Raw genomic sequence first — 19,950 nt, forward strand, 5'->3', positions numbered from 1 at the left:
TCGTACATCAGTTAATTGTTTGCTTGCTTCATAATTCATAGAACTATTGTACCATATTTTGTTTCGCAGGAAGTCTATTTGCTACAATCAGTTATGGAGGATAGGTCTAATGAAAACACTAAAGAAAAAGAATGCAAATCGCATTAGCATTCTTTTTCTTTAGCTCGCTAGCAACAAGTATAGTATTGGCGGATGATGCTGATTCAGAAGGTTGGCAATTTGTCCAAGAAAATGGTAGCACCTACTACAAGAAGGGGGACATCAAAGAAAAGGCTTGGCGAGTGATTGATGGCAAGTACTATTATTTTGATCATGTATCAGGAGAGATGGTTGTTGGCTGGCAGTATATCCCGTTTCCATCTAAAGGTAGTACAATTGGTCCTTACCCAAATGGTTTAAGATTAGAATATATGCCAATGCCAAAATGGTATTACTTTGGTCAAGATGGGGTACTACAAGAATTTGTTGGTAAGCAAGTTTTGGAAGCAAAAACTGCTACAAATACCAACAAACACCATGGGGAACAATATGATAGTCCAGCAGAGAAACGAGTCTATTATTTTGAAGATCAGCGTAGCTATCACACTTTAAAAACTGGTTGGATTTATGATGAGGGACACTGGTATTTATTTACAAAAGAGTGGTGGCTTCGATGCTCGTATCGACAGTTTGACGGTTGGGGAGCTAGTGCGTGGCTGGACCAATGATAACTCAACTTGGTACTATCTAGATCCAACAACTGCTACAATGCAAACTGGTTGGAAACAACTTGGCAACAAGTGGTACTACCTTCGTTCGTCAGGTGCCATGGCGACTGGTTGGTATCAGGAAGGCTCAACTTGGTATTATTTAGACCAGTCAAATGGTGATATGAAAACAGGCTGGCAATACCTTGGCAACAAGTGGTACTATCTTCGTTCATCAGGATCTATGGCAACTGGTTGGTATAAAGATGGTTCAACTTGGTATTATCTAAATGCAAGTAATGGAGATATGAAGACAGGTTGGTTCCAGGTCAATAGCAAATGGTACTATGCTTACAGCTCAGGTGCTTTGGCAGTGAATACGACCGTAGATGGCTACTACGTCAACTATAATGGCGAATGGGTCCAATAATGAAAGAAGCGATTGTGAATGGAAACAATCGCTTTTTTTGTGAAAATATAATAAAATAGATAGGAGAGAATAAATACTTGTAGGAAAAAATAATACTCTTCGAAAATCAAATTCAAACCACGTCAGCGTCGCCTTACCGTACTCAAGTACAGCCTGCGGCTAGCTTCCTAGTTTGCTTTTTGATTTTCATTGAGTATGAGACGATCTTTTCGTCTAGTAAAAGGAAAATATGACAAAAAAAGTTGGTGTCGGTCAGGCACATAGTAAGATAATTTTAATAGGGGAGCATGCGGTCGTTTACGGTTATCCTGCCATTTCCCTGCCTCTTTTGGAGGTGGAGGTGACTTGTAAGGTAGTTCCTGCAGCGAGTCCTTGGCGTCTCTATGAGGAGGATACCTTGTCCATGGCAGTTTATGCTTCGCTGGAGTATTTGGATATCAAAGAAGCCTGCATTCGCTGTGAGATTGACTCGGCTATCCCTGAAAAACGGGGAATGGGTTCGTCAGCGGCTATCAGCATAGCGGCCATTCGTGCGGTTTTTGACTATTATCAAGCCGAGCTGCCACATGATGTACTAGAAATCTTGGTCAATAGGGCTGAGATGATTGCCCATATGAATCCTAGTGGTTTGGATGCTAAAACCTGTTTAAGTGACCAACCTATTCGCTTTATCAAGAACGTAGGATTTACAGAGCTTGAGATGAATTTATCTGCCTATTTGGTGATTGCTGACACGGGCGTGTATGGTCACACTCGTGAAGCTATCCAGGTGGTTCAGAGCAAGGACAAGGATGCCCTACCGTTTTTGCATGCCTTGGGGGAATTGACTCAGCAAGCAGAAGATGCGATTTCACGAAAAGATGCTGAAGGATTGGGACAAATCCTCAGTCAAGCGCATTTACATTTAAAAGAAATTGGTGTTAGTAGTCCTGAGTCAGATTCTTTGGTTGAAACGGCTCTTAGCCACGGTGCTCTGGGTGCCAAGATGAGTGGTGGTGGGCTAGGAGGCTGTATTATCGCCTTGGCAACCAATTGGACTCAAGCTCAAGAACTAGCAGAAAGATTAGAAGAGAAAGGAGCTGTACAGACATGGATCGAGAGCCTGTAACAGTACGTTCTTACGCAAATATTGCTATTATCAAATATTGGGGAAAGAAAAAAGAAAAAGAGATGGTTCCTGCTACTAGCAGTATTTCTTTGACTTTGGAAAATATGTACACGGAGACGACTTTGTCATCTCTACCGACGGATGCGACAGCTGATGCCTTTTATATCAATGGTCAGCTACAAAATGAGGCGGAGCATGCCAAGATGAGTAAGATTATTGACCGCTACCGTCCAGCTGGGGAAGGTTTTGTCCGTATCTATACCCACAACAACATGCCTACCGCAGCGGGCTTGTCCTCAAGTTCTAGTGGTTTGTCCGCCCTGGTCAAGGCTTGTAATGCTTATTTCAAGCTTGGATTGGATAGAAGTCAGTTAGCTCAGGAAGCGAAGTTTGCCTCAGGATCTTCTTCTCGGAGTTTTTATGGACCGCTAGGTGCCTGGGACAAGGATAGTGGGGAAATTTACCCTGTAGAGACAGACTTGAAGCTAGCTATGGTTATGTTGGTGCTAGAGGACAAGAAAAAACCAATTTCTAGCCGTGATGGGATGAAACTCTGTGTGGAAACCTCGACGACTTTTGACGACTGGGTGCGCCAGTCTGAGAAGGATTATCAAGATATGCTTGTTTATCTCAAAGAGAATGATTTTGCAAAGGTTGGGGAACTAACGGAGAAAAATGCCCTAGCCATGCACGCTACGACAAAAACTGCTAGTCCAGCCTTTTCTTATCTAACGGATGCGACTTATGAAGCGATGGACTTTGTCCGCCAGCTTCGTGAGCAAGGGGAAGCCTGCTACTTTACCATGGATGCCGGTCCCAATGTCAAAGTCCTCTGTCAGGAGAAAGACTTGGAGCATTTATCAGAAATGTTCGGTCAACGTTACCGCTTGATTGTGTCAAAAACAAAGGATTTGAGCCAAGATGATTGCTGTTAAAACTTGCGGAAAGCTCTATTGGGCTGGTGAATATGCTATTTTAGAGCCAGGGCAGTTGGCCTTGATAAAGGCCATTCCCATCTATATGAAGGCTGAGATTGCTTTTTCTGACAGCTACCGTATCTATTCAGGTCTGTTTGATTTCGCAGTGGACTTGACGCCAAATCCTGACTATAGATTGATTCAAGAAACAATTGCTTTAGTGCAAGATTTCCTGACTTATCGAGGTCAAACTTTAAGACCTTTTTCTCTAGAAATCCGTGGCAAAATGGAACGAGAAGGCAAAAAGTTTGGTCTGGGTTCTAGCGGTAGTGTCGTTGTCTTGGTTATCAAGGCTCTGCTTGCTCTATATGATCTTTCGGTTAATCAAGATCTCTTGTTTAAGCTGGCTAGTGCTGTCTTGCTCAAGCGAGGAGACAATGGTTCCATGGGCGACCTTGCCTGTATTGTGGCAGAGGATTTGGTTCTCTACCGGTCATTTGATCGTCAAAAGGTGGCAACTTGGTTGAAAGAAGAAAACTTGGCGACAGTTTTGGAGCGTGATTGGGGCTTTTCTATCTTACAAGTGAAACCAGATATAGAATGTGATTTCTTAGTGGGATGGACCAAGGAAGTGGCCGTATCTAGTGACATGGTCAAGCAAATCAAGCAAAAGATCAATCAGAATTTTTTAACTTCCTCAAAAGCAACAGTGGCTACTTTGGTAGAAGCCTTGGAGCAGGGGAACGCAGAAAAAATCATAGAGTGGCTGGAAACAGCCAGTCAACTTTTAGAATCCTTGAACGCAGATATTTACACACCTTCGCTGAGACAGCTGAAAGAAGCCAGTCAAGATTTGCTGGCTGTTGCCAAGAGTAGTGGAGCTGGTGGTGGTGACTGTGGCATTGCCTTGAGTTTTGATGCGCAATCGACTGAAACCTTAAAAAATCGTTGGGTCAATCTGGGGATTGAGCTCTTATACCAAGAAAGGATGGGACATGACGACAAATCGTAAGGACGAGCATATCCGCTATGCCCTTGAGCAGAAAAGTTCCTATAACAGCTTTGATGAGGTGGAGTTGATTCATTCTTCCTTGCCTCTTTATGATTTAGATGAAATTGATCTGTCGACAGAGTTTGCTGGTCGAAAGTGGGATTTTCCTTTCTATATCAATGCCATGACGGGTGGAAGTGATAAAGGACGAGAAATCAATCAAAAACTAGCTCAGGTGGCGGAAGCCTGTGGGATTTTGTTTGTGACGGGTTCTTATAGCGCAGCCCTCAAGAATCCTACAGATGATTCATTTTCTGTCAAGTCTAGTCATCCAAATCTCCTTCTTGGAACCAATATTGGATTGGACAAGCCTGTCGAGTTAGGTCTTCAGACTGTAGAAGAGATGAATCCTCTCCTCCTTCAAGTGCATGTTAATGTCATGCAGGAATTACTCATGCTCGAGGGAGAAAGAAAGTTTCGAAGCTGGCAATCGCATCTGGCAGACTATAGCAAGCAAATCCCCGTTCCTATTGTCCTAAAGGAAGTGGGCTTTGGAATGGATGCGAAAACCATCGAAAGAGCCTATGAACTGGGTGTTCGAACCTTTGACCTGTCAGGTCGTGGGGGTACTAGCTTTGCTTATATCGAAAATCGTCGCAGTGGTCAGCGTGATTATCTCAATCAATGGGGGCAGTCCACCATGCAAGCCCTTCTCAATGCTCAAGAATGGAAAGACAAGGTTCAACTCTTGGTCAGTGGAGGGATTCGGAATCCGCTGGATATGATTAAGTGCTTGGTCTTTGGTGCTAAGGCTGTAGGCCTGTCTCGAACAGTTCTAGAATTGGTTGAAACCTACACAGTTGAAGAAGTGATCGGCATTGTCCAAGGCTGGAAAGAAGATCTACGCTTGATCATGTGTGCTCTTAATTGTGCCACTATAGCAGATTTACAAAAAGTAGACTATCTTCTTTATGGAAAATTAAAAGAAGCAAATGATCAGATGAAAAAGGCGTAACCACCGCCTTTTTTCCATCTTCAGACCGAGGTGACTTTTTTGAATTGTGATAAAATAGAAGGGAGAGGATCAACCTATGAGAAAATTTAAAATCTTTTTATTTATCGAAGCCTGTCTTTTGACGGGAGCTCTGATTTTGATGGTTTCAGAGCATTTTTCACGTTTTCTGTTGATTCTATTCCTCTTTTTACTTTTGATTCGCTATTACACTGGAAAAGAGGGCAATAACCTTCTGTTAGTGGTGGCAACCATTCTCTTCTTTTTCATTGTCGTGCTCAACCCTTTTGTGATTTTAGCTATTTTTGTTGCTGTCATATACAGCCTCTTTCTTCTTTATCCGATGATGAACCAGGAAAAGGAGCAGACCAATTTGGTGTTTGAAGAGGTGATGACGGTTAAGAAGGAGAAAAATCGTTGGTTTGGGAATCTCCATCATTTTTCAAGTTACCAGACTTGCCAGTTTGATGATATCAATCTTTTTCGTCTTATGGGTAAAGACACCATTCATCTGGAGAGGGTGATTTTAACCAATCATGACAATGTCATTATCCTCAGAAAGATGGTAGGAACGACCAAAATCATTGTGCCTGTTGATGTGGAAGTTAGTCTCAGTGTTAACTGTCTCTATGGGGATTTGACTTTTTTCAATCAGCCCAAGCGTGCTCTCCGCAATGAACACTATCATCAGGAAACAAGAGACTATCTTAAAAGTAACAAGAGCGTCAAGATTCTCTTGACCACTATGATTGGCGATGTTGAGGTGGTCAGAGGATGAAAAAACAAGCTTATGTAATCATTGCCCTCACCTCTTTCCTGTTTGTCTTATTTCTGTCCCACAGCTTATTGGAAATTCTTGATTTTGACTGGTCTATTTTCCTGAATGATGTCGAAAAAACAGAAAAATTTGTCTTTTTGTTGTTGGTATTCAGTATGTCCATGACCTGTCTCTTAGCCCTGTTGTGGCGAGGTGTGGAAGAGCTTTCTCTAAGAAAAATGCAGGCCAATCTCAAGCGTTTGTTGGCAGGGCAAGAAGTGGTTCAGGTTGCAGATCCAGATTTGGATGCCAGTTTCAAGTCCTTGTCAGGCAAACTTAACCTTTTGACAGAAGCACTTCAAAAGGCTGAAAATCAAAGTCTTGCCCAGGAAGAGGAAATCATCGAGAAGGAACGAAAGCGGATTGCTCGAGATTTGCATGATACCGTCAGTCAGGAATTGTTTGCGGCCCACATGATTTTGTCAGGTGTCAGTCAGCAGGCTTTGAAACTGGATAGAGAAAAGATGCAGACCCAGTTGCAGAGTGTTACAGCCATTTTAGAAACAGCTCAGAAGGACTTGAGAGTCTTGCTCCTGCACTTGCGACCAGTTGAGCTGGAAGAGAAGAGTCTAGTTGAGGGGATTCAAATCCTCTTAAAAGAGCTAGAGGACAAGAGTGATCTCAAGGTTAGTCTTAAGCAAAATGTGACGAAATTGCCCAAGAAGATTGAGGAGCATATTTTCCGCATTTTGCAGGAGTTGATTAGCAATACCCTCCGCCATGCCCAGGCATCTTGCCTAGATGTCTATCTCTATCAGACGGATCTTGAATTGCAGCTGAAGGTGGTGGACAATGGGATTGGTTTCCAGTTAGGGAGTTTAGACGACTTGAGTTATGGACTCCGCAATATCAAGGAGCGGGTTGAAGATATGGCAGGAAGGGTTCAGTTATTGACAGCTCCTAAGCAAGGGCTGGCAGTTGATATCCGTATTCCCTTGCTCGATAAGGAATGATAAAGGAGTAAAGATGAGAATTTTACTGGTAGATGACCATGAAATGGTCCGATTGGGCTTGAAAAGCTACTTTGACCTCCAAGACGATGTAGAAGTTGTGGGCGAGGCGGCAAACGGGTCTCAAGGCATTGACTTGGCCTTGGAATTGCGTCCAGATGTCATTGTCATGGATATTGTCATGCCTGAGATGAATGGAATTGATGCGACCTTAGCCATCCTCAAAGAATGGCCTGAAGCCAAGATTTTGATTGTTACCTCTTACTTGGACAATGAAAAAATTATGCCTGTTTTGAATGCTGGTGCCAAAGGCTATATGCTCAAAACTTCTAGTGCAGATGAACTGCTCCACGCTGTCCGTAAGGTGGCTGCTGGGGAGCTTGCCATTGAGCAAGAGGTTAGCAAGAAGGTCGAATACCACCGCAATCATATGGAGCTTCATGAGGAGCTGACTGCGCGTGAGCGAGACGTTCTCCAACTGATTGCTAAGGGTTACGAAAATCAGCGCATCGCAGATGAGCTTTTTATCTCTCTCAAGACGGTCAAGACTCACGTGTCCAATATCCTAGCCAAACTTGAGGTCAGCGATCGCACCCAGGTAGCGGTCTATGCCTTTCAGCACCATTTGGTGGGGCATGAGGAGTTTTAGATGAGTTTAACTGATTTACTTGAGGAGCTAGAAGCAGCAAAAGATTCTAAAAAAGCAGGGCCCATGGAGGCCTATATGCGCCATCAATTTTCCTTTCTAGGCGTTGCGACGCCAGAAAGAAATAAACTCTATAAAAAATACTTTCCAGAAGCGAAAAAAACAAAGATTATCGATTGGGATTTTGTAGATACTTGCTGGAAAAAAGAGTCTAGAGAATACCAGTATGTGGCTGCCAATTATTTGAAAGCAATGCAGTCTTATCTAAAGGACAGCGATTTGCCTAAGCTAGAGCAGTTGGTTGTTACCAAGTCTTGGTGGGATACGGTGGATATCCTAGATCGCGTAGTAGGGAGTTTGGTGTATGACAAGCCGGAACTGGAAAAAATAATCCTCCAATGGAGCTTGTCAGACAATATCTGGCTGAGACGAGTCGCTATTGACCACCAGTTGTTAAGAAAAGCGAAGACCAATGTCCAACTGATGGAAAAGATCCTGCAAAATAATCTGGACCAGACAGAATTTTTTATTAATAGACTTCCTGCGAAACAAAATATGATACAATAAAACTATGAATTATGAAGCAAGTAAACCATTAACTGATGCACGCTTTAAGCGCCTTGTTGGTGTTCAGCGCACTACTTTTGAAGAGATGTTAGCTGTGTTAAAAACAGCTTATCAACATAAACACGCAAAAGGTGGACGAACTCCCAAGTTAAGCTTAGAAGATCTCCTCATGGCTACTCTTCAATACATGCGAGAATACCGCACTTATGAACAAATTGCGGCTGATTTTGGCATTCACGAAAGCAACTTAATCCGTCGGAGTCAATGGGTTGAAGCAACTCTTATTCAAAGTGGTTTTACGATTTCAAAAACTCATCTTAGTGCTGAGGATACGGTGATTGTGGATGCAACAGAGGTAAAAATCAATCGTCCTAAAAAAATCAACTAGCCAATTATTCTGGTAAAAAGAAATATCATGCTATGAAGGCTCAGGCGATTGTCACAAGTCAAGGGAGAATTGTTTCTTTGGATATTGCAGTGAACTATTGCCACGATATGAAGTTGTTCAAAATGAGTCGCAGAAACATCGGACAAGCTGGTAAAATCTTGGCAGACAGTGGTTATCAAGGGATCATGAAGATGTATTCACAAGCGCAAACTCCGAGGAAATCAAGCAAACTGAAGCCACTAACTCTTGAAGATAAAGCCTATAACCATGCGCTATCCAAAGAGAGAATCAAGGTTGAGAATATTTTTGCCAAAGTAAAAACGTTTAAAATATTTTTAACAACCTATCGAAATCGACGCAAACGGTTTGGATTACGAATGAATTTGATTGCTGGCATTATCAACCGTGAGCTAGGATTTTAGTTTCGCAGGAAGTCTGATAAAGCCATCGGCTGGGCTCTAAGAGACTACTCTAAAACCAATCCCGAATGGGTAGCACGTTTTATTGAAAAAAATAAGAAAAGAATGGCGGATCTTAGTATTAAAGAAGCGAGCAAGTACCTCTCCCATCATTGAAAAGCGCAGTCATTACTTGAAAAAAGTCGCCTGTTTATGCTATAATGGACTGTATTAAAAATTTTAAGGAGAAATGACAGAATGTCTGTATCATTTGAAAACAAAGAAACAAACCGTGGTGTCTTGACTTTCACTATCTCTCAAGACCAAATCAAACCAGAATTGGACCGTGTATTTAACTCAGTAAAGAAAACTCTTAACGTTCCTGGTTTCCGTAAAGGTCACCTTCCACGCCCTATCTTCGACCAAAAATTTGGTGAAGAAGCTCTTTATCAAGATGCAATGAACGCACTTTTGCCAAACGCTTATGAAGCTGCAGTAAAAGAAGCTGGGCTTGAAGTCGTTGCACAACCAAAAATCGATGTGACTTCAATGGAAAAAGGTCAAAACTGGGTTATCACTGCCGAAGTCGTGACAAAACCTGAAGTAAAATTGGGTGACTATAAAAACCTTGAAGTATCAGTTGATGTAGAAAAAGAAGTAACTGACGCTGACGTCGAAGAGCGTATCGAACGTGAACGCAACAACTTGGCTGAATTGGTTATCAAGGAAGCTGCTGCTGAAAACGGCGACACTGTTGTCATTGACTTCGTTGGTTCTATTGATGGTGTTGAATTTGACGGTGGAAAAGGTGAAAACTTCTCACTTGGACTTGGTTCAGGTCAATTCATCCCTGGTTTCGAAGACCAATTGGTAGGTCACTCAGCTGGTGAAACTGTTGACGTTATCGTAACATTCCCAGAAGACTACCAAGCAGAAGACCTTGCAGGTAAAGAAGCTAAATTCGTAACAACTATCCACGAAGTAAAAGCTAAAGAAGTTCCAGCTCTTGACGATGAACTTGCAAAAGACATCGACGAAGAAGTGGAAACACTTGCTGAATTGAAAGAAAAATACCGCAAGGAATTGGCTGCTGCTAAAGAAGAAGCTTACAAAGATGCCGTTGAAGGTGCAGCAATCGATAAAGCTGTAGAAAACGCTGAAATCGTAGAACTTCCAGAAGAAATGATTCACGAAGAAGTTCACCGTTCAGTTAATGAATTCCTTGGAAACTTGCAACGTCAAGGTATCAATCCTGACATGTACTTCCAAATCACTGGAACTACTCAAGAAGACCTTCACAAACAATACGAAGCAGAGGCTGAGTCACGTACCAAGACTAACCTTGTTATCGAAGCAGTTGCTAAAGCTGAAGGATTTGACGCTTCAGAAGAAGAAATCCAAAAAGAAATCGAGCAATTGGCAACAGACTACAACATGGAAGTTGCTCAAGTACAAAGCTTGCTTTCAGCTGATATGTTGAAACACGATATCACAATCAAAAAAGCTGTTGAATTGATTACAAGCACAGCAACAGTTAAATAATCTTATACTCTTCGAAAATCAAATTCAAACCACGTCAGCGTCGCCTTACCGTACTCAAGTACAGCTTGCGGCTATCTTCCTAGTTTGCTCTTTGATTTTCATTGAGATTAATAAACAAAAAGCCCACCTGAATTGGTGGGTTTTCTTGTGCACTATTTTCCAAAAATCTCTTTGAGATTTGCTTCTGTTATCCCAATCATGGCTGGGATGCTGTCCCAGTTTTCTTCGGTTAAGATGTAGGATTGTTCAGAGTCAGTTAATGTGGCAGTTTCAGAGACAGCTTGTGTCTTTTCTTCAACATTTTCAATTAAATCGCTGAAGCGTTCAATCAGATAGGTTTTTCGGGCTGTTCCGATGTGTTGGGTAGCATAGTCGAAGGCATGTAATTCGCCTAGTAAGATAAGTTTGCTTTTGGCGCGTGTAATGGCTGTGTAGATGAGATTCCGCTCCAGCATACGTCGGCTAGCACTGGTAATCGGTAGGATGACAACTGGGAACTCACTTCCCTGAGACTTATGGATACTCATGGCATAGGCCAGGCGAATCTTGTACCATTCGTTACGTGGGTAAGAGACCTCATTGCCATCAAAATCAATGACAATCTCATCTTGTTTCGATTCGGTATATTTTCCAGGAATCAGGTCTGTGATGGCTCCCAAATCTCCATTAAAGACATTGATTTCAGCATCATTGACTAGGTGAATGACCTTGTCGCCCTTACGATAGTGGCATTGGGGAGCCTCAAAACTGAGTTGATCTTTTTGTGGTGGATTGAGGAGGTCTTGCATGAGCTGGTTGATGGCATCAATCCCTGCCGTCCCTCGGTACATAGGAGCTAGAACTTGGATATCACGGGCAGGGATGCCACTTCTGAGGGCAGCGCCTAAGATTTTCTCAATGGTGGCAGGAATGTGACCGCTAGCAATTTCAAAATAGGAACGGTCTGCTTTTTTCTGGGTAAAGTCAGCTGGCAGGATACCCTGTCGAATCTGGCTAGCTAGGGTAACGATAGTTGATTCTTCACTTTGTCGGTAAATTTTTTCCAAGCGAGTCTGAGGAATCAAAGGAATATGAAGCAGATCCGCTAGAACCTGTCCAGGACTGACAGACGGTAGTTGGTCGCTGTCGCCCACGATGAGGATTTTACTATTAGAAGAGATGTTGGAGAAGAGTTGATTGGCCAGCCAAGTATCGACCATAGAAAATTCGTCAACAATGATAAAGTCAGCATCCAGATAATCTTCCAGATGGCTGGTATCGTCGTCTCCTGTCATTCCCAAATGGCGGTGTATGGTCGCGCTAGGCAAGCCTGTCAATTCATTCATGCGCCGAGCTGCTCGGCCAGTTGGAGCAGCAAGAAGAATTGGCAAGTTGCTTTTTTTCCTGAGGTCTAGTCCTTCTATAAGGGCATAAACAGCGATAATCCCATTGATAACAGTCGTCTTACCAGTACCGGGCCCACCTGTTAGGATAAAGACCTTGTTCTGGATAGCATCACAGATAGCCTGTTTTTGAATGCTATCATACTCAATTCCCAGTTCTTGCTCGACAGTAGTGATATGCTTTTGAATAGTTTCTAAATCTTGACTCTTCTGTTTTCCTTTTTCAAGGATACGAACCAAGTGACTGCGGATGCCTTCCTCAGCGAAAAAGAGACTATTATCAAAGATTTTAGTATCAATCTGCTGAACCTTGTCTTCTTCGATCAGGTATGAAAGTTCTTGAGCCACTTGGCTGGGATCCAGTTCCACGGGACGGGAAGATTCAAGGAGAGTAAGGGTTTGTTCTAGCAAATCCCGTGCTTCAACATAGGTATCCCCTGTTTCCATACAGGCCTGAAAAAGACTATGTACTAGACCGGCGCGAAAGCGTTCAGGAGCCTGACTTTCGATACCTAGTTCTTCCGCTAATTGGTCAGCAATGGTAAAGCCCAAGCCCTTGATATCCTCAACCAGTTGGTAGGGATAATTTTCAACCACATCAAGGGTTTCTTCCTTGTAAAAGTCTTGAATCTGGAAGGCTAGTTTATTGGGAATCCCGTAGTTGGCTAGTTTGGCCAAGACCATCTCCGTTCCGTAGTTGAGATGGAGAGTGGAGACGAAAGCCTCGCGATTTTTGGCAGAGAGTCCTGCGATGCCTTCTAGCTTTTCTGGGTGTTGCAGAATTTCGTCAATGGTATTGTCGCCATAGGTGTCCACGATTTTCTGAGCTGTCTTGAGACCAATTCCCTTGAAATGGCTACTTGAAAAGTACTTGACCAAGCCCTTGCTAGTTGGTTTTGCGCGTTCATAACGGCTGATTTGCAGTTGTTCTCCATACTTGGAGTGCTGGACAATTTGCCCCCAAAAAGTGTAGTCTTCGCCCTCAATCACATCAGCCATGGTACCGGTGACAATGATTTCAAAATCATCAAAATTTTCTGCGTCTGTATCTTCGATTTCTAGGAGGAGGATACGATAAAAATTGCTGGGATTTTCAAAAATAATCCGTTCAATGGTTCCTGAAAAATAAACTTCCATAAAATTCCTTTGCATGAATAGGTGAGAGTTGGGGTTGTTTTTATTTTATACTCTTCGAAAATCTCTTCAAACCGCGTCAGCTCTATCTGCAACCTCAAAACACTGTTTTGAGCAACCTGCGGCTAGCTTCCTAGTTTGCTCTTTGATTTTCATTGAGTATTAGTCAACAACCAATCCCTTCTCACGATAGAAGAAGAGGCTGAGATTGTTGATTCTCGGCCTCTTCGATTTCTTAAAATGTTCCGATACGGGTGATTGGCCAGAAGCGGAATTTAGCTTCCCCTGTGATATCTTTTGCTTTAAAGGTACCTACGTGGCGGCTGTCGCTCGAAACCAAGCGGTCATCTCCGAGGAGAAGGTATTCTCCTTCTGGAACAGTAAAGCTAAAGTTGGTGTTGTAGTTGACATCAACTGTGAAGGCTTGAGCTTTTTGAGCGATACTTCTAAAGAAAGTTCCTTTATTTCCTTCAAATCCCTTGCCTGAGTAGGTGCTTTGGAGTTTGTCATCCTTGAAACGTTTGATGTAGTCAGCTAGGTAAGGCTCGTCCGTCTCTTTATCATTGATGTAAAGTTTATCGTTTTCGTAACGGATGGTGTCGCCAGGCATTCCAATCACGCGCTTGACGATGTCCTTATTGCCATCTTCCTCATGAGCCACCACGATATCAAAACGGTCAATAGGGAGGTGTTTGACAACAAAGAGGATTTCGCCATCCGCTAGGGTAGGATCCATAGAATGTCCTTCTACGCGGACGTTACTCCAAAAAAAGATACGGCTCAAAGCTAGTAATGACAGAATCAGGAGGAATAATCCCCACTCTTTTAAGAAATTTTTAAATGAATTCATAACTTACCTTTCTAAGCGTTTTTTCGCTTTTTCAGTATTTTTAAAGTGCAATTTGGCGCAGAAGTTAAGTCCCTGCATACCATAGGCTTGTAAAATCTGGCTAGCCACCTTGTCAGAAGCCGTTCCAGCTCCACTTGGAAGTTGATAGCCCAGTTCTTGTCCCAGATTTTCAAGATTTTCCAGAAAGAGATCACGCGCAATGATAGAAGAAACTGCGACAGCCAAGTATTTGCCCTCAGCCTTTTCTTCTAAGCTGATAGGATTGCTGAAACGATTGGCCTCTTGTGCCAAGTACTTGTCATAATTTTTAGCACTGGTAAAGGCATCAATCACAATTTTCTCAGGCTGAAGACCTTTTTGAAGGAGGAGATAGATAGCCTGATTATGGAGGGCAACCTTAACCGAAACAGCATTGTAGCGGTCTCCGATGACCTCGTTGTACTTGCTTGGTGAGAGAAGGAGTGCCTGGTGCTGGATTTTTTCCTTGAGAATAGGAGCAAGCTGACGGATCTTTTGGTCTGTCAGAGTCTTAGAATCTCCCACACCGAGTTTTCGCAAGAAGTCATGCTGGTCAGGTGTGACAAAGGAAGCCACAACTGCAAGCCCACCAAAGTAGGAACCATTTCCTACCTCATCTGTCCCAATCAAAGGAAGATTTTGTCCGCTGATTTCCTCTGCAAGCTGATAGCCAAAGAAACTGGCGTATTTCTCAGCCCCTTCACCCTGAAGCAAGACCTTTCCAGAAGTATAGATAGAAGCCGTTGCCTGAGGTAGTTTCAAAAAGTAGCGGATATAGGGATTCTTACTGGGAGCCAGACTGCTTTGATAGTGTTCAAGAAAAGCCTGAATCTCCTTTTCGCTTGGTGTGAGTGTTATACTTGCCATAGTTTCTATTGTACCACAAAAGCAGGAGAATTTGTAAAAACTGACAAAGTTAGCGAATTTTGGTATAATATCGTGAGGTGAATTTTATGGCAAATCTAAATCGATTCAAATTTACATTCGGGAAAAAATCATTAACCTTGACAAGCGAGCATGATAACCTTTTTATGGAGGAAATCGCTAAGGTTGCGACAGAAAAATACCAAGCAATTAAAGAACAAATGCCTAGTGCAGACGATGAAACAATCGCTCTTTTGTTGGCAGTCAACTGTTTGTCAACTCAACTCAGCCGTGAGATTGAATTTGACGATAAGGAGCAAGAACTCGAAGAACTCCGTCACAAACTCGTGACTTGCAAGCAAGAACAGAGCAAGATTGAGGATTCCTTATGATTTCACTCCTTCTTCTATTGGTTTTGGCTTGGGGATTTTATATCGGCTATCGGAGAGGCCTGCTCTTACAGCTTTACTACCTGATTTCAGCCATGGCATCTGCTTTTGTGGCTGGCCAGTTTTACAAGGGGCTTGGTGAGCAATTCCATTTATTGCTCCCTTATGCAAACCCGCAGGAGGGTCAGGGAACTTTCTTTTTCCCATCGGATCAACTCTTTCAGTTGGATAAGGTCTTTTACGCAGGGATTGGCTACTTGCTTGTATTTGGGATTGTCTATAGCATCGGTCGTTTGCTTGGTCTCCTGTTACACTTACTTCCTAGTAAAAAACTGGGTGGCAAGTTGTTCCAAGTTTCAGCAGGTATCTTGTCCATGTTGGTGACCTTATTTGTCTTGCAAATGGCCTTGACTATCTTGGCGACCATTCCCTTGGCAGCTATACAAAATCCTCTTGAAAAGAGTATCGTTGCAAAATACATCATCCAGAGCATACCAGTAACAACCAGTTGGCTCAAACAAATCTGGGTGACAAATTTAATCGGATAAAAAGGGCAGGAATTTTCCTAGCCCTTTGTTTACAGATTGACTAGAATCTATCAGAATGTAAAAAGCTAATACTCTTCGAAAATCTCTTCAAACCACGTCAGCTTCCATCTCAACCTCAAAACACTGTTTTGAGCAATCTGCGGCTAGCTTCCTAGTTTGCTTTTTGATTTTCATTGAGCATAATACACCTAGACATTCAAAGACAAGGAAATAAAGATGAACAAGAAAATATTAGAAACATTAGAGTTCAATAAGGTCAAGGCCTTGTTTGAACCTCATTTGTTGACTGAGCAGGGTTTGGAGCAATTGAGACAGCTAGCTCCGACTGCTAAAGCGGATAAAATCAAACAGGCTTTTGCTGAGATGAAGGAAATGCAGTCTCTCTTTGTCGAGCAACCGCATTTTACCATTCTCGCAACTAAGGAAATCGCAGGAGTCTGCAAGCGATTGGAGATGGGAGCAGACCTCAATATTGAGGAGTTCCTACTCTTGAAGCGCGTACTTCTTTCCAGCAGAGAACTGCAAAGTTTTTATGCCAATCTGGAAAATGTCAGCTTGACAGAATTAGCCCTTTGGTTTGAGAAATTACATGATTTTCCGCAATTACAAGGAAATCTCCAAGCCTTTAATGATGCAGGTTTCATTGAAAATTTCGCCAGTGAAGAATTGGCGCGAATCCGTCGAAAAATCCATGATAGCGAAAGTCAGGTACGCGATGTTTTACAAGACTTGCTTAAGCAAAAAGCGCAGATGTTGACGGAAGGAATTGTTGCTAGCAGAAATGGCCGTCAGGTTTTACCAGTCAAAAATACTTATCGCAACAAGATTGCAGGTGTTGTTCATGATATTTCTGCTAGTGGAAACACCGTCTATATCGAACCCCGTGAGGTGGTCAAACTGAGCGAAGAAATTGCTAGTTTACGAGCAGATGAGCGCTATGAAATGCTTCGCATTCTCCAAGAAATTTCTGAACGTGTCCGCCCTCATGCTACTGAGATTGCCAATGATGCTTGGATTATCGGACATCTGGACTTGATTCGTGCCAAGGTTCGTTTTATCCAAGAAAGACAAGCAGTTGTACCTCAGCTGTCAGAAAATCAGGAGATTCAACTGCTCCATGTCTGCCATCCTTTGGTCAAAAAGGCCGTCGCAAATGATGTCCATTTTGGCCAAGATTTAACAGCCATTGTCATTACAGGTCCCAATACAGGTGGGAAGACTATCATGCTTAAAACTCTGGGCTTGACGCAGGTTATGGCTCAGTCTGGTTTGCCGATTTTAGCAGACAAGGGAAGTCGTGTTGGTATTTTTGAAGAAATCTTTGCTGATATTGGCGATGAGCAATCTATTGAGCAAAGCTTGTCTACCTTCTCTAGCCACATGACCAATATCGTGGATATTCTTGGAAAGGTCAATCAACATTCCCTTTTACTCTTGGATGAGTTGGGGGCTGGTACAGACCCTCAAGAAGGAGCTGCTCTTGCCATGGCTATTCTGGAGGATCTTCGTTTACGTCAAGTCAAGACCATGGCGACTACCCACTATCCCGAACTCAAGGCTTATGGTATCGAGACAGCCTTTGTGCAAAATGCCAGCATGGAGTTTGATACTGCGACTCTTCGCCCGACTTATCGCTTTATGCAGGGCGTGCCTGGTCGAAGCAATGCCTTTGAAATTGCCAAACGTCTGGGCTTGTCAGATGTCATCGTAGGAGATGCTAGCCAGCAGGTCGATCAGGATAATGATGTCAATCGTATCATTGAGCAACTAGAAGAGCAGACGCTAGAGAGTCGCAAACGCTTGGACAATATCCGTGAGGTGGAGCAAGAAAATCTCAAGATGAACCGTGCTCTCAAAAAACTCTACAACGAGCTCAATCGTGAAAAGGAAACGGAGCTCAACAAGGCGCGTGAACAGGCTGCTGAGATTGTGGATATGGCCCTCAGTGAAAGTGACCAGATTCTCAAGAATCTCCATAGCAAATCTCAACTCAAACCCCATGAAATCATTGAAGCCAAGGCCAAGCTGAAAAAATTGGCTCCTGAAAAAGTGGACTTGTCTAAAAACAAGGTCCTTCAAAAGGCCAAGAAAAAACGAGCTCCAAAGGCGGGAGATGATATCGTGGTTCTCAGTTACGGTCAGCGTGGTACCTTGACAAGTCAGCTTAAGGATGGCCGCTGGGAAGCCCAAGTCGGATTAATCAAGATGACCTTGGAGGAAAAAGAATTTGATCTTGTTCAAGCCCAGCAAGAAAAGCAAGTCAAGAAGAAACAGGTCAATGTTGTGAAACGAACTTCTGGCCGAGGTCCACAAGCAAGACTGGATCTTCGAGGCAAACGCTATGAAGAAGCCATGAATGAGCTAGATGCCTTTATCGACCAAGCTTTGCTTAACAATATGGCTCAAGTTGATATCATCCATGGTATCGGAACAGGAGTCATCCGTGAAGGAGTTACCAAATACTTGCAAAGAAACAAACATGTCAAGAGTTTTGGCTATGCCCCACAAAATGCTGGAGGCAGTGGCGCGACTATTGTGACCTTTAAAGGATAAGAAAAGCCTGAGGAAATGTTGTCCTCAAGCTTTTTTATCATTTCTTTTAAACATGCTCAAATATGCTATAATAGAACTAGAAAATTGAATAAAACCGAAGGGTATACCCTTCCTTTATATATACATATAAAGGAATACTATCAGCTCTTCACAAATTTTAAGTGAGAAGGAGATTCCGTATATGAAGCACGAATTGGAGCAGGTTCTCTCTAAAAATCCCAAGTTTTTAGTGGACGGTGTGCTAAATAAAAATAAGCTGGCTGAGCTGGCAAGGCAGTACAGTCCTGACTTACTCAATCAGTTGATGAGTAATGAAAAAATGACCAATCATTTCTTTTCAAAGCTACAAAATGGGGTGTTGGTCTTTAAGAAAGATATCTTTTTGCAATTTCTAAATAACAAGGAGTTCTTGCCAGACAGCTTTACAGCCTACAAAACAAAAATAGGTCTTGGGGCGCCAGACAGAAACTATCTTTCTGAAAATAAAGAAGTTGTGCTAAATTTTCCTTATAAAGATTGTGTGCTTGAGGGAGGGCAAACCAAGGACGATGTGAAACGTCAAGAGATTTTCTTTAACGAGACGCTTGCTCCAGCGGAAATCAATCGCTTGCTAGACGAGAAGGTGTTGAGCAATTTCAAGCGTTATGATAAAGACGGTGAGCACGAGGTTGAGGAGTTAAAGGATACAGATAACCTTATTATCAAGGGAAATAATCTTCTTGCACTGCATAGCCTCAAGAAACGCTTTGCTGGGAAGGTCAAGTTGATTTATATTGACGTTCCATACTATTTTCGAAAAAATATTGGAGATGCTTTTCAATACAATTCCAATTTTAAAATGTCAACGTGGTTGGTATTTTTGAAAAATCGATTAGAAATAGCTAAAGAGTTACTTAGTGATAAAGGTTCTATTTGGATTCATACGGGTGAAGATGGTATGCACTATCTAAAAGTATTAAGTGATTCTATTTTTGGACAAGATAAGTTTATTGGGACACTACCAAGAAAAACTCGTGATGGAAAATCGGATGTTCCTTTTAACTTTTCTCAGGATTTTGATTGGATTTTAGTATACACAAAAGGAAACGAAGGCGATGCAATCGTTGGTCGTGAAGTAGAACGAAAATATTATGAAACTCCAGATTTTCCTAATCGTCCTTGGCGTACAGCTGATTTAACAAGTCAAAGAACAGTAATTGAACGACCAAATTCTAATTTTACAATGATCAATCCCAAAACAGGTAAAGAATACCCTGTTAATCCTAACCGTTCGTGGGCTGTTACAAAAGATACATTCTATGAGTGGTATCAAAATGGAGGAATTGGATTTCCAGACGACTATGATTTTATGAAAGGCGATAGACCTTTTAGACGTGTTTTTAAAGATGAAGATATGTCTAAGTCAAAACCAGTTTATTCAAGTAGTGATACCTTGTTAAAAGAATTTATTACGGATTTATTAGCTAAAACAAAAAATAAAGATGGAAACGATGAAATGACTAACTTGTCTAATCGTGATGCTTTTTCGTATGCAAAACCCGAAAGACTGATAAAGGATATTTTACAAATTTCTACAATCGAAAATGATATCGTTCTTGATTTCTTCATGGGGTTTCGTGTCATAATAATGACACAGGCAAATAGTCAAGTAAATACAAGGGTTTTAGAGCTTCTACCAAAGTTTAAAATCAAAAAAATGAATCGTTGGTGTGCTGTTTAGAGCAGTTATTAAGAAAATAAATGTTGTAAACAGTACATCA

At 42.2% G+C, this 19,950-nt stretch carries 16 protein-coding genes and 3 pseudogenes; 16 read left to right on the forward strand and 3 right to left on the reverse strand.

The features are described from left to right. Positions 1-131 precede the first annotated feature (131 nt). The 12 genes and pseudogenes from cbpF (at position 132) to tig (ending at position 10,452) form a co-directional block, all read left to right on the forward strand. Positions 132-1,116 (forward strand): annotated as a pseudogene (cbpF, locus tag FGQ53_RS00005) (choline-binding protein CbpF). A 229-nt stretch (positions 1,117-1,345) separates the two neighbouring features. Next, the gene (gene mvk, locus FGQ53_RS00015) at positions 1,346-2,224 is read left to right on the forward strand and encodes a mevalonate kinase (RefSeq protein ID WP_138335075.1); all 879 of its coding nucleotides are present in this window, start codon (positions 1,346-1,348) and stop codon (positions 2,222-2,224) included. Next, the gene (gene mvaD / locus FGQ53_RS00020) at positions 2,206-3,159 is read left to right on the forward strand and encodes a diphosphomevalonate decarboxylase (protein ID WP_138335076.1); all 954 of its coding nucleotides are present in this window, start codon (positions 2,206-2,208) and stop codon (positions 3,157-3,159) included. The genes mvk and mvaD overlap by 19 nt, the downstream gene beginning before the upstream one ends. Further along, on the forward strand, positions 3,146-4,153 hold the full coding sequence (locus tag FGQ53_RS00025) for a phosphomevalonate kinase (RefSeq protein WP_138335077.1): 1,008 nt from the start codon (positions 3,146-3,148) through the stop codon (positions 4,151-4,153). Before mvaD ends, FGQ53_RS00025 begins: the two co-directional genes overlap by 14 nt. Beyond that, on the forward strand, positions 4,137-5,147 hold the full coding sequence (fni, locus tag FGQ53_RS00030; RefSeq protein WP_138335078.1) for a type 2 isopentenyl-diphosphate Delta-isomerase: 1,011 nt from the start codon (positions 4,137-4,139) through the stop codon (positions 5,145-5,147). The genes FGQ53_RS00025 and fni overlap by 17 nt, the downstream gene beginning before the upstream one ends. A 76-nt stretch (positions 5,148-5,223) precedes the next feature. Next, positions 5,224-5,922, forward strand: coding sequence for a cell wall-active antibiotics response protein LiaF (gene liaF, locus FGQ53_RS00035; RefSeq protein WP_138335079.1), 699 nt, complete (start codon positions 5,224-5,226; stop codon positions 5,920-5,922). Continuing rightward, positions 5,919-6,914: a sensor histidine kinase gene (locus FGQ53_RS00040; protein WP_138335080.1), complete on the forward strand. Its 996-nt coding sequence runs from the start codon at positions 5,919-5,921 to the stop codon at positions 6,912-6,914. The genes liaF and FGQ53_RS00040 overlap by 4 nt, the downstream gene beginning before the upstream one ends. Positions 6,915-6,927: 13 nt before the next feature. Further along, positions 6,928-7,560 carry a response regulator gene (locus FGQ53_RS00045; RefSeq protein WP_138335081.1) on the forward strand — a complete coding sequence of 211 codons (633 nt, stop codon included), beginning with the start codon at positions 6,928-6,930 and terminating at the stop codon, positions 7,558-7,560. Next, a pseudogene (locus FGQ53_RS00050) lies at positions 7,561-8,094 on the forward strand (DNA alkylation repair protein); the annotation flags it as partial. It abuts the gene before it with no gap. A gap of 34 nt (positions 8,095-8,128) precedes the next feature. Continuing rightward, positions 8,129-8,934, forward strand: a protein-coding gene (locus FGQ53_RS00055; RefSeq protein ID WP_138335082.1) for an IS5 family transposase whose coding sequence is annotated in 2 segments (ribosomal slippage) — positions 8,129-8,503 and positions 8,506-8,934 — 804 coding nt in all. Because the reading frame shifts where the segments join, the coding sequence is not laid out codon by codon here. Positions 8,935-8,949: 15 nt separating this feature from the next. Further along, a pseudogene (locus FGQ53_RS00060) lies at positions 8,950-9,087 on the forward strand (DNA alkylation repair protein); the annotation flags it as partial. An 81-nt stretch (positions 9,088-9,168) separates the two neighbouring features. After that, positions 9,169-10,452, forward strand: coding sequence for a trigger factor (tig, locus tag FGQ53_RS00065; protein WP_138335083.1), 1,284 nt, complete (start codon positions 9,169-9,171; stop codon positions 10,450-10,452). A 152-nt stretch (positions 10,453-10,604) separates the two neighbouring features. Here the strand turns inward: tig and FGQ53_RS00070 are convergent, their stop codons facing one another. The 3 genes from FGQ53_RS00070 to rnhC form a co-directional block, all read right to left on the reverse strand. Next, positions 10,605-12,971, reverse strand: coding sequence for an ATP-dependent RecD-like DNA helicase (locus FGQ53_RS00070; RefSeq protein WP_138335084.1), 2,367 nt, complete (start codon positions 12,969-12,971; stop codon positions 10,605-10,607). A 232-nt stretch (positions 12,972-13,203) separates the two neighbouring features. After that, positions 13,204-13,818, reverse strand: a complete 615-nt coding sequence (lepB, locus tag FGQ53_RS00080; RefSeq protein ID WP_001083986.1) for a signal peptidase I — start codon at positions 13,816-13,818, stop codon at positions 13,204-13,206. Between the two features lie 3 nt (positions 13,819-13,821). After that, entirely contained in the window at positions 13,822-14,703 is an 882-nt protein-coding gene (gene rnhC / locus FGQ53_RS00085; RefSeq protein WP_138335085.1) for a ribonuclease HIII, read from the reverse strand. A gap of 86 nt (positions 14,704-14,789) precedes the next feature. Between rnhC and zapA the strand changes: the two genes are divergently transcribed. The 4 genes from zapA to FGQ53_RS00110 all read left to right on the forward strand — a co-directional run bounded on the left by zapA (position 14,790) and on the right by FGQ53_RS00110 (position 19,910). Continuing rightward, positions 14,790-15,092 (forward strand): cell division protein ZapA, encoded by a 303-nt coding sequence (zapA, locus tag FGQ53_RS00090; protein WP_000002019.1) that lies wholly within the window; start codon positions 14,790-14,792, stop codon positions 15,090-15,092. Next, positions 15,089-15,637, forward strand: a complete 549-nt coding sequence (locus tag FGQ53_RS00095; protein WP_138335086.1) for a CvpA family protein — start codon at positions 15,089-15,091, stop codon at positions 15,635-15,637. Before zapA ends, FGQ53_RS00095 begins: the two co-directional genes overlap by 4 nt. A 216-nt stretch (positions 15,638-15,853) precedes the next feature. After that, complete coding sequence (locus tag FGQ53_RS00105) at positions 15,854-18,190, forward strand: endonuclease MutS2 (protein ID WP_138335087.1); 2,337 nt, start codon at positions 15,854-15,856, stop codon at positions 18,188-18,190. Between the two features lie 181 nt (positions 18,191-18,371). Further along, complete coding sequence (locus FGQ53_RS00110; protein ID WP_138335088.1) at positions 18,372-19,910, forward strand: DNA methyltransferase; 1,539 nt, start codon at positions 18,372-18,374, stop codon at positions 19,908-19,910. The last annotated feature ends 40 nt before the right edge of the window (positions 19,911-19,950 follow it).

The organism is Streptococcus mitis (assembly GCF_005844455.1).
Classification (GTDB): domain Bacteria; phylum Bacillota; class Bacilli; order Lactobacillales; family Streptococcaceae; genus Streptococcus; species Streptococcus mitis_BF.